The organism is Sulfitobacter sp. G5_S2_6_S6 (assembly GCF_054968505.1).
On the sequence record NZ_JBQKUI010000001.1, the window covers coordinates 548,635 to 562,891 of the forward strand.

Below are 14,257 nucleotides of genomic sequence, written 5' to 3' on the forward strand. Positions count from 1 at the left end.
AGCGGTTACTTGGGCAACCCGGTGGGGATGTCATTGTCGCGCAACACCCGCGTTGCGGCGGTGTGATCGTCGTCGTGCACCATCAAGCGGCGGGGGAAAATGCCGATCCCGCCTTCAAGCACGCTCATGTTTACGTCCAGCGGAAAGCAGTCTATATCCTCGCCCTGAAGAAGGGCGCTGGCAAAGGCGATTATTGTCGGATCGGTTGTGCGCAAAAGTTCCTTCATAACAGAGATGTAAGGGCAATCGACGTTGATTGTCGAGCCTTCCAATTAAGGTCGTGTAAATGACGAGCGAAAACACCCAGAAACCACATGACCGGATGGCGGCCTATCTCAACGCGGATATGACCGCGGTGAACGATCTGATCCGCGACCGCATGGCGTCAGAACATGCGCCGCGCATCCCCGAGGTCACGGCCCATCTGGTAGAGGCAGGCGGCAAGCGGCTGCGCCCGATGCTGACCCTCGCTGCGGCGCGTCTGTGTGGCTATGACGGCCCCTACCACGTGCACCTTGCCGCCACGGTAGAGTTCATTCACACCGCGACCCTGCTGCACGACGATGTGGTCGATGAAAGCGCGCAGCGTCGCGGGCGACCGACGGCCAACTTGCTGTGGGATAACAAATCCTCGGTGCTGGTGGGCGACTACCTTTTCGCGCGCAGCTTCCAGCTGATGACCGAGACGAATAACATGCGCGTGCTGGCGATCCTTGCCAATGCCTCCGCCACGATTGCCGAGGGCGAGGTACTGCAACTGACCGCCGCGCAGAATCTGGCCACGGATGAAGGCATCTACCTACAGGTCGTGCGCGGGAAGACAGCGGCGCTGTTTTCGGCGGCGACGCAGGTGGGCGGGGTGATTGCCACGGCCCCTGACGCACAGGTTCAGGCCCTGTTTGACTATGGTGATGCCTTGGGGATCGCGTTCCAGATTGTCGACGATCTGCTTGACTACCAAGGCGACCCGAATGCCACCGGCAAAAACATCGGCGATGACTTCCGTGAGCGTAAGCTGACCCTGCCCGTGATCAAGGCGATCGCCAAAGGCGACGCGACCGAACGTGCCTTCTGGACCCGCACCATCGAGAAGGGCAAGCAGGAAGACGGCGATCTTGAACACGCTCTGTCGCTGCTGAATGCACATGGCACTCTGGATGAAACCAAGGCAGAGGCGCTGGCATGGGCGGAACAGGCCAAGACTGCGCTGAACACCCTGCCTGATCACGAACTGACGCAGATGCTGCGCGATCTGGCCGATTACGTCGTTGCGCGTATTAGCTAATCGCCCCCCATTGGGGCGCGTCGAAGCTACCCCAGCATCGGTGCGGCGGTGACCCACCAACCGGGCTGTGCCGCGGCAATACGCATGACGGCACGCTGCGCCAGTGCCTCGGTCTCGTAAAGGCCAAAGCAGGTCGCACCAGAGCCCGACATACGCGCCAGCAGCGCGTCCTGTAGACTGCCCAGACAATCTGCCACCTCTGGCACCACCTCGATCGCCGGTGTCTCCAGATCGTTGCGCTGTGTGGCCAGCCAGGCGGCGAACGCAGGCGCGCTGGTGAATGCGGGCAGCTCTTTGGGCATGGGCGCGTTGGCGCGGGACTCGAGCCTTGAGAAGACCTCGGGCGTGGCGGCGGATTTATTCGGGTTGATCAGCACCAGCCAGCAGGGCGGCAGCTTGGGCGCGGGCGTCAATCGCTCGCCGATCCCCTCCATCCGCTGGGGGGTGTCACGCAGGCAAACCGGCACATCGGCACCCAGTCGCGCCACATCCTCGGGCACCGGCAGCCCCCAATGCGCCGAGAGCAAGCGCAGCGCCGTGGCTGCATCTGCCGACCCTCCGCCGATCCCTGCCGCGGCGGGGAGGTTTTTCGTCAGATGCAACCGCGCCCCCCTGCCCGCGCCCGCGTCCAGCAGCCTTGCCGCACGCACCACGAGGTTGCGGTCATCATGGGGGGCGGCACCGCCATAGGGACCATCGAGAAACAGCTCAAGCTGGTCAGAGGGAGATACCGCGATCCGGTCGCCCACGCCCGCGCGCACCACAAGACTATCCAGCAGATGGTAGCCATCGCTGCGCTGCCCAGTGACATGCAGGGTCAGGTTCACCTTGGCCCAGGCGAAACCCGCGTTGGCAACCCCGAGGGCAGCGGCTTGGGTCGTCATTTCTCGGCAGAGGCTTTGCTGAGCGGTTCGGCCCCTTCTTCGGCCAATACCGCGTCCAGCCCCACCTCGAGCTTGCGGCGCATGCGGTCGGGATCGGCCTCGCTGTCTTTATCTTCGGGATCCACAAACGATAGCGCCCGACGCCATTGGAATTCAGCCTCGCGTTGACGGCCAACGGACCAGTAAACGTCGCCCAAGTGGTCGTTGACCACCGGATCAACGGCGACCAGTTCAACGGCCCTTTCCATCTGGTCGACGGCCTCTTCGTAGCGACCCAAACGGTACAAGACCCAGCCCAGTGAATCGACGATATAGCCTGATTCAGGGCTCGCCGCGACGGCGCGTTCGATCATGTTCAACGCTTCGTCCAGATTGCGCCCCTGTTCCACCAGCGAATAGCCGAGGTAGTTCAGCACCTGAGGCTGATCGGGGTTGATCTTGAGAGCGGCGCGAAAATCGCGTTCGGATGCCTCGCCATTGCCAGAGCGTTCTTCGGCAATGCCGCGGGCGTAATACAGCACCCAGCGTTGCGGATTGCTGTCGGGTGTCAGCTCTATCGCGCGGTCATAGGATTTGATTGCGGCCTTGAAGTTGTCCTGCGCCCGCAACGCATCGCCCAAGGCGGAATGGACCGACGGCAATGTGCCGTGGCTGCGGGTCAGCTGTTGCAGAACCTCGATCGCCTGTTCCGGTTTGTTCGACCGTCGCAGCGCCGCCGCACGCCCGAGTTCGGCTGCGTGATAGGCGGGGTTGTCGGCGGGTACGTCCTGCAGTTCCTCGATCGCAAGCTCGTACTGGCCGATGTTTTCCAGCAGATCCGCGGTCAGCAACAGGTCGTCGATATGATCGGGGCGCAGGTAACGCGCGATGCGCGAATAAAGCAGCACATAGTAGTCACCGGCACTTTCATTGCGCAGCACGGCGGCGAAGGTAAAGAAGACTTCGGCAATGCCTGCCTTGGCATCGGGGATCTGGGTAAAGGCGACCTGCCCCTCCCCCTGCAAGGCGGCGACCAAGCCGTCAAGTTCGGGGTCGCTGCTGGCCCCGAAACTATCGGTCAGCAGCGCAAGCGCCTGTTCATTTCGCCCGAGCTGGCCAAGGATTTCCGCCCGCGCGATCACACCGCGCCGTGTTTGCCCTGCCGATCCCGCTTGGTTCGAAGCAAAGATTGCCTCCGCCCCTTCGTAGTCTCCGACGGACGCCAATGCCAAAGCCTTGTGATACAGCACGAACCCCTGCATGCCGGCTTCTTTGCTCAGATCGTCGAACTGAGTGATGGCGGCGGTCATGTCGCCCACGCCCACATGCGCCCAGGCCTTGACCAAACCGTCCACCCAAGGGCCGATCCCGCCCTCGTCTGCGGATTGTTCGATCAGACCCGCATAGTTTTCTTCCTGCGCCATGCCAGCGGTTGTCACCAGATAGGCGATCTGCCCGGGCTGGTCCGACGCGGCCATGATGCGCGCCAAAGGCAGGGCGCGGTCGATATCCCCCAGAGAGAGCAGCGCCAGAACCGTGCTTTCAAGGAATTCGGGGTTCTTGGGATCAAGCGCCAGCGCCTCGCCATAATACTTGGCGGATTCCGCAAAATCACTGCGCACCGCAGCATGCCGACCGGCAAGATAGGCCCCCGCCGCCGATTGCGCCTGTACGGGCATTGCAACGGCTCCGGTCAGCGCCAAAACGCTTGCGGTCAACAGAAGGTTACGGATCATACTGGCACGCCTCATTTGTATTTGGCGCAAGGCTAACAGGTTCACGACCAAGCGCAATGCCGCCTATCCAAAGGGACATCCCGCTTATCCTCTATCGGCGGAACCTTGCATGAAAAAAGGCGCGCCGCAGCACGCCTTTGATCGATTTCATCCAGTAAGTGATGCTTACACGTCAGGCCCGCAAGCGACGCTTACATATTAGGCCCGTAAGCGACGCTTACATATTAGGATAGTTCGGGCCATCCCCACCCTGCGGCGTGGTCCAGACGATATTCTGCGTCGGGTCCTTGATGTCGCAGGTCTTGCAGTGCACGCAGTTCTGGAAGTTGATGACAAAGCGCGGGTCCTTGCCGTCTTCCTCGACGAATTCATACACGCCGGCAGGGCAATACCGCGCCGAGGGGCCAGCGTATTCCGGCAGATTGATGTTCACCGGCACCGACGGATCCTTCAGCGTCAAATGCGCGGGCTGGCTTTCGTCGTGGTTAGTGAATGAAAACGCCACGTTGGTCAGACGGTCAAAGCTGAGCTTGCCATCGGGCTTGGGGTAGTCGATCTTCTTGTGCTTGTCGGCCTTTTCGGTCGCTTCAGCATCGGATTTACCATGCCCCAGCGTCCCCAGCAGCGAGAAGCCGAAAGTATTGGTCCACATGTCGAACCCACCCACGGCGAGCGAGGTCACAAGGCCGTATTTGCTCCACAACGGTTTGACGTTGCGCACTTTTTTCAGGTCTTTGCCGATCTCGCCGCTGCGGACATCTTCCTCATAGGCGGTCAGCTCGTCACCGGCGCGGCCCGCCTGGATCGCGTCATAGGCCGCTTCGGCGGCAGCTTTACCCGACAGCATCGCGTTGTGGTTGCCCTTGATGCGCGGCACGTTGACCATGCCCACCGAACAGCCCAGCAACGCCACACCGGGTGCGACCATCTTGGGCATCGACTGGTAGCCGCCTTCGGTGATGGCGCGCGCGCCGTAGGCCACGCGCTTGCCGCCTTTCAGCAGCTCGGCAACCATCGGGTGGTGCTTGAAGCGCTGGAATTCCATGTAGGGGAAGACATGCGGGTTCTTGTAGCCAAGGTGGACAACGAAACCGACGTACACCTGGTTGTTTTCGATGTGATAGATGAACGACCCGCCACCCGCGTTGCTGTTCAAAGGCCAGCCCATCGTGTGGGTCACGGTGCCCTCTTTGTGCTTGGCGGGGTCGATCTCCCAGATTTCTTTCATGCCAAGGCCGTATTTCTGCGGCTCTTTTCCGGCGTCCAGATCGTATTTCGCAATCACCTGCTTGGACAGGCTGCCGCGCACGCCTTCGGACAGGAAGACGTATTTACCGTGCAGTTCCATACCGGGCTCATAGCCGTCGCCCTTGGTGCCATCGGCGCTGATGCCGAATTCACCGGCCACAACGCCTTTGATCTCGCCATTGTCGCCATAGACAAGCTCTGAGCACGCCATACCCGGGAAAATCTCGACCCCCAGCTCTTCGGCCTGTTCTGCCATCCAGCGGCAGACATTGGCCATGGAAACGATGTAGTTCCCGTGGTTGTTCATCAGCGGTGGCATGGGGAAGTTCGGCACCCGGATTTTACCCGCCTCGCCCAGCATGTAAAAGTTGTCTTCCTCGACCTTGGTCTTGATCGGCGCGCCTTTTTCCTTCCAGTCGGGCATCAGGGCGTCCAGACCGATCGGGTCCAGAACCGCACCCGACAGGATATGCGCCCCCACCTCAGAGCCCTTTTCCAGCACGACCACATTGCAGTCAGCGTCGAGTTGTTTCAGACGGATCGCGGCGGACAGACCGGCAGGGCCCGCACCGACGATAACGACGTCATATTCCATTGCTTCGCGTTCAACTTCGGCCATTTGGGGCTCCTCTTCGGGCAGAAAACGGTTTGGATTTCGCTAAACCAGCACGGTCGCTATTGCAATCGCAACACAGCGTAAATTAGCGCACCCACGACAGTTTGCATCTTAAATGTTGCAGGTGCAGCAATATTGTTTCGCATCGCAAAATGCTAGCTGCGCGGATCTCCCATTAGATAGCGCGGCCCCTGCCCTTTCTCCCCCGCGCGGTCTTGGGGGTTATAAAGCGCACAGGCCTGCAGGCTCAGGCAGCCGCATCCGATACATCCATCTAGGTCGTCACGCAGGCGGGTCAACGTCGCGATCCGGTCGTCCAGCGTTGTACGAAACGCCTGGCTGATACGCGCCCAGTCCTGTTTGGTGGGTGTGCGCCCATCCGGCAGGCGATCCAGCTCTTGCTTGATCTGCGGCAAGGTAAAGCCGAATTGCTGCGCGATCATCACAAAGCTCAGCCGCCTCAGATCGGCACGCTCGAACCGCCGCTGCCCGCCGCTGTTGCGCCACGGTTTGATCAACCCTTGCGCCTCGTAATAGCGGATGGCGGACACCGCCAAGCCTGTGCGCCGCGCCAAAGCGCCAATCGACAACCCATCATTCACCGCCATAGACATTCCCCGAAATAATCCTTGACCTAAAGTTAGGTTTAGAAATTACACACCATAGGGTCAACGTCACAAACACGGAAGGAAGACCCGACAATGCCAGCACAATTGGAACATGCCAACATCACCGTAACCGACCCGCAAGCCACCGCCGCCTGGATGGCGCAGATCTTTGGCTGGCGTATCCGCTGGCAAGGCGATGCCATAGCGGGCGGAAATACTATCCACATCGGAACCGACAGCTCATACGTGGCACTTTACACACCGGAAAAGACGCCGGCCACGGGCACCAGCAGCTATGACACCACCGGCGCGCTGAACCATATCGGGGTGACCGTCGATGATCTGGACGCCGCCGAAACCTTGGTCAAAGCGCAGGGGTTCACGCCGGTGAACCACGCCGATTACGAACCCGGGCGGCGCTTCTATTTTCGCGATCACGACGGTGTTGAATACGAGCTGGTCCAATACGATGGCTAAGCGCGGATTGCCGCGGACGGGCTGACTCTGCTCTTGCAATCGCGGGGCAGTTTGGGTCAGGTAAGGATCAATTCAAATCGGTTGCACCCTCGGACGACAGTTCGGGGGCTGTGACCCTCATTGCGTGGACGCCCCCTGATGGAAAAAATCCCCATGACCCGCGCCGGTCACACGGCTTTGGAAACCGAACTCAAGCATCTGAAGTCGGTTGAACGCCCTGCCATCATCAAAGCCATCGCCGAAGCCCGCGAACACGGTGACCTGTCCGAGAACGCCGAATACCATTCCGCCAAGGAAAAGCAGTCTTTCATCGAAGGCCGCATCAAAGAGCTCGAAGGCGTGATCTCCCTTGCGGATGTGATCGATCCGGCCAAGATGTCCGGCGCGATCAAGTTCGGCGCGACCGTGACCCTCGTGGACGAGGACACCGACGAAGAGAAGACCTACCAGATTGTTGGTGAATACGAGGCCAACATCGAAAAAGGTCTGCTGAACATCAAATCCCCTATCGCCCGCGCCCTGATCGGCAAGGAAGAAGGCGACAGCGTCGAGGTGCGGACACCCGGGGGGGACAAATCCTATGAGGTTCTCAAAATCGTCTACGCATAAGCCGGGGACAAAGAGATGACCGACAAACCGCAGCTGACACCGAACGCGCCGCGCCAATCCGCGCGGTCGACCCCCTTTGGCGTCTATTCGCGCCCGAACGACGGCGGGATCTCGAACATTGAACTCATCGCCGCAGCGCTAAGCGCTGTTTGGTTGCTGGGGTCCGCGATCTTTTTCTTGATGCTGCCGTCGGATCAGCAACCTGATACGGGCGGCGCCGGCTTGCGGTTCCTGATGACGATGCTGGCGATCTTCATGCCCGTAGGCATGATCTGGGTCGCCGCCACAGCGGCCCGCGCCAGCCGTGTCATGCGCGAGGAAAGCAAACGCTTGCAGGCCGCGATCGACGCGATCCGGCAGGCGTATATCGCGCAACAGCAAGGGCAGAGCCTTGGCGCAGACGCGACCGTCGCGCGCAAGCTGGATGAAATCGCCGCCGCCGCCCGCAAGACCGAAAGCACGCTGGCCACCTTCCAAAGCCGCCGCGACGCCAGCACCCGCCTTGCGCCTCTCAAGCCTGCGGTGGTCGATGACCAGCCCGCGCTGGCGCTTGGCACCTCGGCCGCGGATATGACCCCGCCGCTGTCACATGAAGATTTCATTCGCGCGCTGAATTTCCCCGAAACGGCAGAGGATACCGAAGGCTTTTCGGCGCTGCGCAAGGCGTTGAAAGACCGCAATGCATCGCAGCTGGTGCAGGCGTCGCAGGACGTGCTGACACTGCTCAGTCAGGACGGCATCTATATGGATGACCTGCGCCCCGACCGTGCACGCCCCGAAATCTGGCGTCAATTCGCCCAAGGGGCCCGAGGCCGTCCGATCGCAGCTTTGGGCGGCATCCGTGACCGGTCCTCGCTGGCGCTGACCAGTGCCCGCATGAAGCAAGACCCGATCTTCCGCGATGCCGCGCATCACTTCCTGCGCCGTTTCGACCGCGCCTTTGCCGCCTTTGAAGCCGAGGCCTCTGACGCCGACATCTCGGCACTGACCGACACGCGCACCGTGCGGGCCTTCATGTTGCTGGGCCGCGTTGCGGGGACGTTCGACTAGCGGTCAGGTGATCCCGAAAGACCCATAGGGAATATAGCGCACCAGATCGCCCGGCTGGATGTCGGCCGCGGCGTCCGGGAGTTCCACCAATCCTTCGGCCCAAGCCAGCCCGCTGATCCGCCCCGACCCTTCAGAGGCAAAGACCTGCACCCGCCCGTCGCGCATCCGCGCGCGCAGATACTCGCGCCGCCCAGGTTTCTTGCGCTTGCTGAAATCTGCGGGCACGTCGAACCCCTGCGGTTCAGGCCAGTCCTGCCCCGCCAGCCGCGCCAACGCGGGGCGCGCGAAAATCAGGGTGCAGACCATAGCCGCCACGGGGTTGCCCGGCAGACCAAAAACCGGCGCGCCTTGCCACATGCCAAGCGCTAAGGGCCGCCCCGGTTTGACCGCAATGCGCCACAGGTCAAGCGCCCCCGCCTCGGACAAAAGGGCCGACACGTGGTCTTCATCCCCCGCCGACGCGCCACCGCTGGTCAGGATCGCATCGACACGGCCCTGCGTCTCATCCAGCCGCCTGCGCAAAGCAGCGCGATCGTCACCCACATGCCCCAGATCCACGCCCTGATGGCCGAACTGCGATACCAACCCCAGCAACATCGGGCGGTTCGCATCGAATATCTGCCCGTCGGCCGCGGTTTGACCGGCCTCGACGATCTCGTCCCCTGTCGATAGCACGCCAACGCGCAACGGCCGATGGGTCGACACAGACGCCGTGCCCGTGGCCGCGAGCAAGGCGATATCCGCCGCTGTGATCCGTCGTCCCGCACGCAGGGTTACGGCACCCGCCGTCACATCCTCCCCCGCTTTGCGGGTATTGGCACCCTGTTTCACCGGACCGTTAAACCGCAGGGTGCGCCCGTCGATGGTCACGTCTTCTTGCAGCACCACGGTATCGACGCCTTCGGGCAGCGCGGCCCCTGTCAGCACACGGAGCGCCTGCCCTTCGGCAAGCGCCCCCGGCGCGTCGCCTGCCGCAGCGCGTCCCTCGGCCAGCGGCATCGCATGGGCCCCGGCCTCGCGCCCGCCCGCAAAGCCATAGCCATCAACAGCCGTATTTGGCAGCGGCGGATTGGCGCGGCGTGCCAGCACATCCGCCGCGGCGATGCGCCCCAAGGTGGCAGCCAAAGCCACGTCTTCGACAGGGGTCACCGGATGCAGCCGTGCCCGCAGCTGCGCCAGCGCTTCGTCCACCGGCGTCCAATGCACGCCCGGCGGCAGGGCAAAACAGTCGTTGCGCAGGGGGGGCGGGGCCTTGAGCAGATGTTCGAACCCCAGACCGAAGATCCAACCCTCTTCCGCTGCCTCGACATCCAGCATCTGCGCCAGATCGGCGGCGGTGACGGCGGCCAGCTGCCGTGCAAGCTCCTGCACCTGCCACGCATCCTTGACCCTGTTGTCAGGGGCGGGCCCCACGGTAAGCGACGGCCATATCTCGGCAAAGACCACCTGCGCATCCGGCTTTTCAAACGGCCAGACCGCGACATGATCGGCAAAGCGAGCACGCAGGCGTGACAGCACAGGCAGCCCCATGACCACCTGCGACCCGACAGCCCCTGCCCCCGCCATTTGCCAGCAGGTGAAACTGCCCTTGGCACGCTGTTCCGCCGCGCGCTTGTCGGGAAACGGGTTGGCGTAGCCCGCCTTGGTGCGCGGCAGCCCTGCGATATCGCGGTTGGGCAGCCCGTTGGCCCAGAAAGGGCCGCTGCCATCGCCCAGACCCAGATTGATCTCTGCCACCAGATCGAAACGGTTGTTACGGCCTGGCGCGTCTTCGACCCGCGCCTCGAACCACTCCCACAGGGCGAAGGGATCGTCGCTACCCGTCAGGGCCTCGGCAAAACCGCTGGGGTAGGCAAAGGGGAAATCGAAGCCGATGAACAGGCGGCGATCCTGCGCCAGCTCTGCTTCGATCAACGCGGCGATCCACGCCTCTGCCTCGGACCGGTTGCGCAGATAGACAGGCGGGTCCGAGATGCCCCCGCGCGACACCCCCGCCCAAATCGCATCTTTGCGCGGGGTTGGTCCGGTGTCATTACCGCCGGACCAATCGACCACAACAAACGTGTCGAAATGGCTCACAAGCCCACCTCGGCCAGAATGAAATCGGCGATGGTGCTGGTGTCATTCAGATCGAATACGGGGCGATCCAACGTCATGGGGGTGTCGCTGGCAATCGCTTTGATCGTCGTATCCTCCGGCGCGATCAGCGCGTTGCCGGTTTCGGCCCGATGCGCTTCGACCTTGGCGTGACCGTCGCGTTTGTAGCCTTCGACCAGCACCAGATCGACGGGCGCAAGCTTGGCCAGCAGCGCGTCGAGCGTCGGTTCATCCTCGCCATGCAGCTCATGCATCAAGGCAAAGCGGTTGCGCGAGGCCAACAGCACCTCGCGCGCGCCAGCGACACGGTGGCGGTGGCTGTCCTTGCCCGGGTGATCCACGTCAAAACTGTGGTGCGCATGTTTCACGGTAGACACTGAAAACCCGCGGCCCGTGATTTCGGTCACGAGGCGTTCCATCAGCCCCGTTTTGCCTGCGTTTTTCCAGCCGACAACGCCGTAAACTCTCATAGCATCTCCTGTGCGCGGGCCAGATCTTGGGGGGTGTTGATATTAAAGAACGCGTCCTCATGGGGGAACAGTGCTTCGCGCCCCTCATGCGTTTGGGTCCACATTACGACCTTGCGCAGCCCCCCTTGCAAGGCGGCGCGCAGATCGTCACGCAGCGCCACGGGCCAGAGGCCAAAGGTCGGATGCCGCGCGGTGCCGCGTTTGGCATCCGGCGTCGCGGCAAGCACCAGCGGATGGGTCATCCCCTCGCTTGCCAGCAACAGCTGCGGCACCAGATCACCGGGGAAGAACGGCGTGTCTGCCGCCGCCGTGACGATGGTATCCGCGCCCTGTTCAGCGGCCCAATCCAGCCCGGCCAGCACGCCCGCAAGGGGACCGGCGAATCCGTCGATACTATCGGGCAACACCGGCAGCTTCAGCCCCGCAAACCGCGCGGCATCACCATTGGCATTCAACGCGACGCGATCCACCTGCGGGGTCAGCCGTTCAATCACATGACCCAGCACGCTTTGACCGCCAAGCTGCAACAGTCCCTTGTCGCCGCCGCCCATCCGCGTCGCCTGCCCACCGGCAAGGATCACCCCAAGTGGCTGTTTCATGCGCTGCCCTTTCGCCCAGATCGTTTCGGTTCATCCGCGATTCCGTCGGGGTCCGCGTCACGGATCAACCGGTCCTCGCCCGCCAGACACATAAAGCGTTTGCCCTTCATCCGGCCGATCAGCGTCAGCCCGAGCTGCTGCGCGATCTCTACCCCCCAGGCGGTAAAGCCGGAGCGCGAGACCAGCGCGGGGATGCCCATCATCGCGGTCTTGATCACCATCTCGGAGGTTAACCGCCCCGTGGTATAGAGGATCTTATCCTCGGCCGAGACTTTCTCAGAAAGCATCCAGCCCGCGATCTTGTCGACCGCGTTGTGACGACCCACGTCTTCCATATAGACCAGCGGGCGATTGCCCTGACATAGCACCGTGCCGTGAATCGCTCCGGCTTCCAGGTACAGGCTCGGCGTGCGGTTGATCTGCGCGCTAAGGTCATACAGCCACGAGGTCCGCAGCGGGGTCGTGGGCAGGATCACGCCCTCCAGCCCCTCCATCATATCGCCGAAAACCGTACCGACCGCACAGCCGGAGGTCCGGGTCTTTTTGCGCATCTTGTCTTCGTAATCGGTTTTGCGGGCGGTGCGGACCACGACGACCTCCAGCTCTTCGTCGTAGTCGACGCCGGTGATATCCTCACCGTCGCGCAGCATGCCCTGATTGCGCAAGAACCCAAGCGCGAGGTATTCAGGGTAATCGCCGATCGTCATCGCGGTGACGATTTCCTGCGCGTTCAGATATATCGTCAGCGGGCGTTCCTCGACCACATTGATCGTTGTTTCCGCCCCTGTTTGGTCGCGCCCGGTCACAGCACGGGTCAGCCGCGCCAACCCCGGTTGCGGTGCGATCAAATAAGCATCGGTGTCTGTCTTGACGGACAATTGCATCCCCCCAAAGCGGCAGTTAAGCATGTCCCGGCAATCTAGGGGGAACGCATGGCCATCACCACCACGAAATCGGCCTTTCGAAAAGGTCTTGCCGACGCCGCACCCTTTGTTCTGGTGATCATCCCCTTTGCGTCCCTGTTTGGCATCCTCGCCACCGAGGCAGGATTGAACGTATTCGAAACGCTCGCCTTTTCGGTTGTGGTCATTGCGGGGGCAGCGCAGTTCACCGCGCTGCAACTGATGCAGGAACATGCCCCGACGGCGATCGTGCTGGCCTCTGCGCTGGCGGTGAACCTGCGGATGGCGATGTATTCCGCGTCGCTGACCCCTTACATCGGCTCCGCCCCGCTGTGGCAGCGCGCGCTGGCGGCCTATCTGACGGTCGATCAATCCTATGTCTGCGCGATGGCGCAGTACGAGAAGCAGCCCGATATGACGATCCCGCAACGGATGGCGTATTTCTTTGGCTGTGTAACCCCGATTGTGCCGCTGTGGTATTTGTTCACGCTGGTGGGGGCGATGGTGGGCGCGCAGATCCCCGAAAGCTGGGCGCTGGACTTTGCGCTGCCGATCACCTTTCTGGCCATGATCGCGCCGATGTTCCGCACGCCGGCCCATGTGGTCGCGGCGCTGGTCGCCTCTGTCGCGGGGCTGCTGACGGCGGGAGTGCCCTATTCGCTGGGGCTGATCATCGCGGGGCTTGCGGGGATGATGGCCGGTGCGCAGACAGAGCTTTGGCTGGAACGGCGCCAGCCCCAACACCCTGAACAGGATGCGGTATAATGGATCATATCAACACCGGCACGCTTTGGTTCGTGATCATCGCCCTTGGCATCGGCAGCTTCGGGCTGCGCTTTGTCTTTACCGGATTGGTTGGCGACCGCGAGATGCCCGCATGGCTGCTTCGGCACCTGCGCTATACGGCGGTGGCGATCCTTCCCGCGCTGGTGGCTCCGCAGGTGATCTGGCCCGCAGCCACGGACGGGCAGCTTGACCTGCCGCGCATGGCGGCAGCAGCTGCGGCACTGACAATCGGGGTGATCACCAAAAACGTGCTGCTCGCCATCATCAGCGGTGCAGCAACGCTTTACAGTCTGCTTTGGTTACTGGGCTAGAAGCGACGCCTGCACCGCGTCGATCACATCGCCTTCGTCATTCTCGTAGTATTTTGTCGTCGTGACACCGGGCAAGCTGGCGAACTGTTCGCTGAGCTTGGCCGGATAGAAGGTCTTGGAGATGCTTTCGAACCCTTGAACCTGCGACAGAATGCCCGATGTCGCATTGGCGCAGAACGCCCCTGCTACCGTGCCGTTCGACATCACAAGCTGCAAAATCTGTTCCGCTTGCGCGTCCGTCACCTGAAGTTCCTGGCTGACAACATGGTAGGTGCTGCGTGCGTGCGAGGATTTGTAGCCCTGAATCCACTTGGGCGTCATACCGTAAAGCACGTCGCCGCGTTCGATCACGCGCGGATCGCGGAAGGAACCGGCGGGGTCAAAGATCACCTGCTGCGAGCCATTGACCACCAGCGCCGTATGGCCGCCGCTGCCGGTGCGGTTGTTGATCATCGTCATCAACGTGATGGATCGCGGCCCCGGTGCCACATAGGCGGCCGCCGCGACTTCTGCCGGTGTATTATCAATCCCGGTATCATTCGCACAGGCCGCAAGCAGCCCGACGCAGGCCAAAGCCATCCAAACACGCATAGAAATATC

The 14,257-nt window shown here is 62.1% G+C and carries 16 protein-coding genes; 6 read left to right on the forward strand and 10 right to left on the reverse strand.

Going from position 1 to position 14,257, the window contains the following annotated elements; translation table 11 throughout:
* Window positions 1-5 precede the first annotated feature (5 nt).
* A complete protein-coding gene (locus ACTRWK_RS02620) occupies window positions 6-227 on the reverse strand; it encodes a putative signal transducing protein (protein ID WP_037944781.1) in 222 nt (73 codons plus the stop codon).
* Between the two features lie 59 nt (window positions 228-286).
* On the opposite strand from ACTRWK_RS02620, the gene ACTRWK_RS02625 reads away from it, so the two are divergent.
* A complete protein-coding gene (locus tag ACTRWK_RS02625) occupies window positions 287-1,285 on the forward strand; it encodes a polyprenyl synthetase family protein (RefSeq protein WP_286698376.1) in 999 nt (332 codons plus the stop codon).
* Window positions 1,286-1,311: 26 nt separating this feature from the next.
* Here ACTRWK_RS02625 and ACTRWK_RS02630 read toward each other — a convergent pair whose 3' ends face one another.
* The 4 genes from ACTRWK_RS02630 to soxR all read right to left on the reverse strand — a co-directional run bounded on the left by ACTRWK_RS02630 (window position 1,312) and on the right by soxR (window position 6,356).
* A complete protein-coding gene (locus ACTRWK_RS02630) occupies window positions 1,312-2,169 on the reverse strand; it encodes a 4-(cytidine 5'-diphospho)-2-C-methyl-D-erythritol kinase (protein ID WP_289081732.1) in 858 nt (285 codons plus the stop codon).
* Complete coding sequence (locus ACTRWK_RS02635; protein WP_037944784.1) at window positions 2,166-3,884, reverse strand: tetratricopeptide repeat protein; 1,719 nt, start codon at window positions 3,882-3,884, stop codon at window positions 2,166-2,168. The genes ACTRWK_RS02630 and ACTRWK_RS02635 overlap by 4 nt, the downstream gene beginning before the upstream one ends.
* Before the next feature lie 217 nt (window positions 3,885-4,101).
* A complete protein-coding gene (locus ACTRWK_RS02640) occupies window positions 4,102-5,751 on the reverse strand; it encodes an electron transfer flavoprotein-ubiquinone oxidoreductase (RefSeq protein WP_005849615.1) in 1,650 nt (549 codons plus the stop codon).
* A gap of 152 nt (window positions 5,752-5,903) precedes the next feature.
* On the reverse strand, window positions 5,904-6,356 hold the full coding sequence (gene soxR / locus ACTRWK_RS02645; protein WP_237279978.1) for a redox-sensitive transcriptional activator SoxR: 453 nt from the start codon (window positions 6,354-6,356) through the stop codon (window positions 5,904-5,906).
* Between the two features lie 93 nt (window positions 6,357-6,449).
* Here soxR and ACTRWK_RS02650 point away from each other — a divergent pair, with 93 nt between their 5' ends.
* The 3 genes from ACTRWK_RS02650 to ACTRWK_RS02660 all read left to right on the forward strand — a co-directional run bounded on the left by ACTRWK_RS02650 (window position 6,450) and on the right by ACTRWK_RS02660 (window position 8,492).
* A complete protein-coding gene (locus ACTRWK_RS02650) occupies window positions 6,450-6,833 on the forward strand; it encodes a VOC family protein (protein WP_340244263.1) in 384 nt (127 codons plus the stop codon).
* Between the two features lie 138 nt (window positions 6,834-6,971).
* The gene (gene greA / locus ACTRWK_RS02655) at window positions 6,972-7,442 is read left to right on the forward strand and encodes a transcription elongation factor GreA (RefSeq protein WP_005849618.1); all 471 of its coding nucleotides are present in this window, start codon (window positions 6,972-6,974) and stop codon (window positions 7,440-7,442) included.
* A gap of 15 nt (window positions 7,443-7,457) precedes the next feature.
* A complete protein-coding gene (locus ACTRWK_RS02660; protein ID WP_037944790.1) occupies window positions 7,458-8,492 on the forward strand; it encodes a hypothetical protein in 1,035 nt (344 codons plus the stop codon).
* A gap of 3 nt (window positions 8,493-8,495) precedes the next feature.
* On the opposite strand, the gene ACTRWK_RS02665 is transcribed toward ACTRWK_RS02660, so the two are convergent.
* The 4 genes from ACTRWK_RS02665 to ACTRWK_RS02680 are packed head-to-tail and all read right to left on the reverse strand — an operon-like array spanning window position 8,496 to window position 12,542.
* The gene (locus ACTRWK_RS02665; RefSeq protein ID WP_037944791.1) at window positions 8,496-10,571 is read right to left on the reverse strand and encodes a molybdopterin-binding protein; all 2,076 of its coding nucleotides are present in this window, start codon (window positions 10,569-10,571) and stop codon (window positions 8,496-8,498) included.
* Window positions 10,568-11,059 (reverse strand): molybdopterin-guanine dinucleotide biosynthesis protein B, encoded by a 492-nt coding sequence (gene mobB, locus ACTRWK_RS02670; protein ID WP_037944792.1) that lies wholly within the window; start codon window positions 11,057-11,059, stop codon window positions 10,568-10,570. The genes ACTRWK_RS02665 and mobB overlap by 4 nt, the downstream gene beginning before the upstream one ends.
* A complete protein-coding gene (gene mobA / locus ACTRWK_RS02675) occupies window positions 11,056-11,658 on the reverse strand; it encodes a molybdenum cofactor guanylyltransferase MobA (RefSeq protein ID WP_005849625.1) in 603 nt (200 codons plus the stop codon). Before mobA ends, mobB begins: the two co-directional genes overlap by 4 nt.
* A complete protein-coding gene (locus ACTRWK_RS02680; protein ID WP_289081730.1) occupies window positions 11,655-12,542 on the reverse strand; it encodes a formate dehydrogenase accessory sulfurtransferase FdhD in 888 nt (295 codons plus the stop codon). The genes mobA and ACTRWK_RS02680 overlap by 4 nt, the downstream gene beginning before the upstream one ends.
* A 48-nt stretch (window positions 12,543-12,590) precedes the next feature.
* Between ACTRWK_RS02680 and ACTRWK_RS02685 the strand changes: the two genes are divergently transcribed.
* Together ACTRWK_RS02685 and ACTRWK_RS02690 are read left to right on the forward strand one after the other, a co-directional pair.
* Window positions 12,591-13,325: an AzlC family ABC transporter permease gene (locus tag ACTRWK_RS02685; RefSeq protein WP_005849629.1), complete on the forward strand. Its 735-nt coding sequence runs from the start codon at window positions 12,591-12,593 to the stop codon at window positions 13,323-13,325.
* On the forward strand, window positions 13,325-13,657 hold the full coding sequence (locus ACTRWK_RS02690) for an AzlD domain-containing protein (protein ID WP_009825231.1): 333 nt from the start codon (window positions 13,325-13,327) through the stop codon (window positions 13,655-13,657). The genes ACTRWK_RS02685 and ACTRWK_RS02690 overlap by 1 nt, the downstream gene beginning before the upstream one ends.
* On the opposite strand, the gene ACTRWK_RS02695 is transcribed toward ACTRWK_RS02690, so the two are convergent.
* Window positions 13,646-14,248 (reverse strand): hypothetical protein, encoded by a 603-nt coding sequence (locus ACTRWK_RS02695; RefSeq protein WP_037966046.1) that lies wholly within the window; start codon window positions 14,246-14,248, stop codon window positions 13,646-13,648. The genes ACTRWK_RS02690 and ACTRWK_RS02695 overlap by 12 nt on opposite strands.
* Window positions 14,249-14,257: the final 9 nt, after the last annotated feature.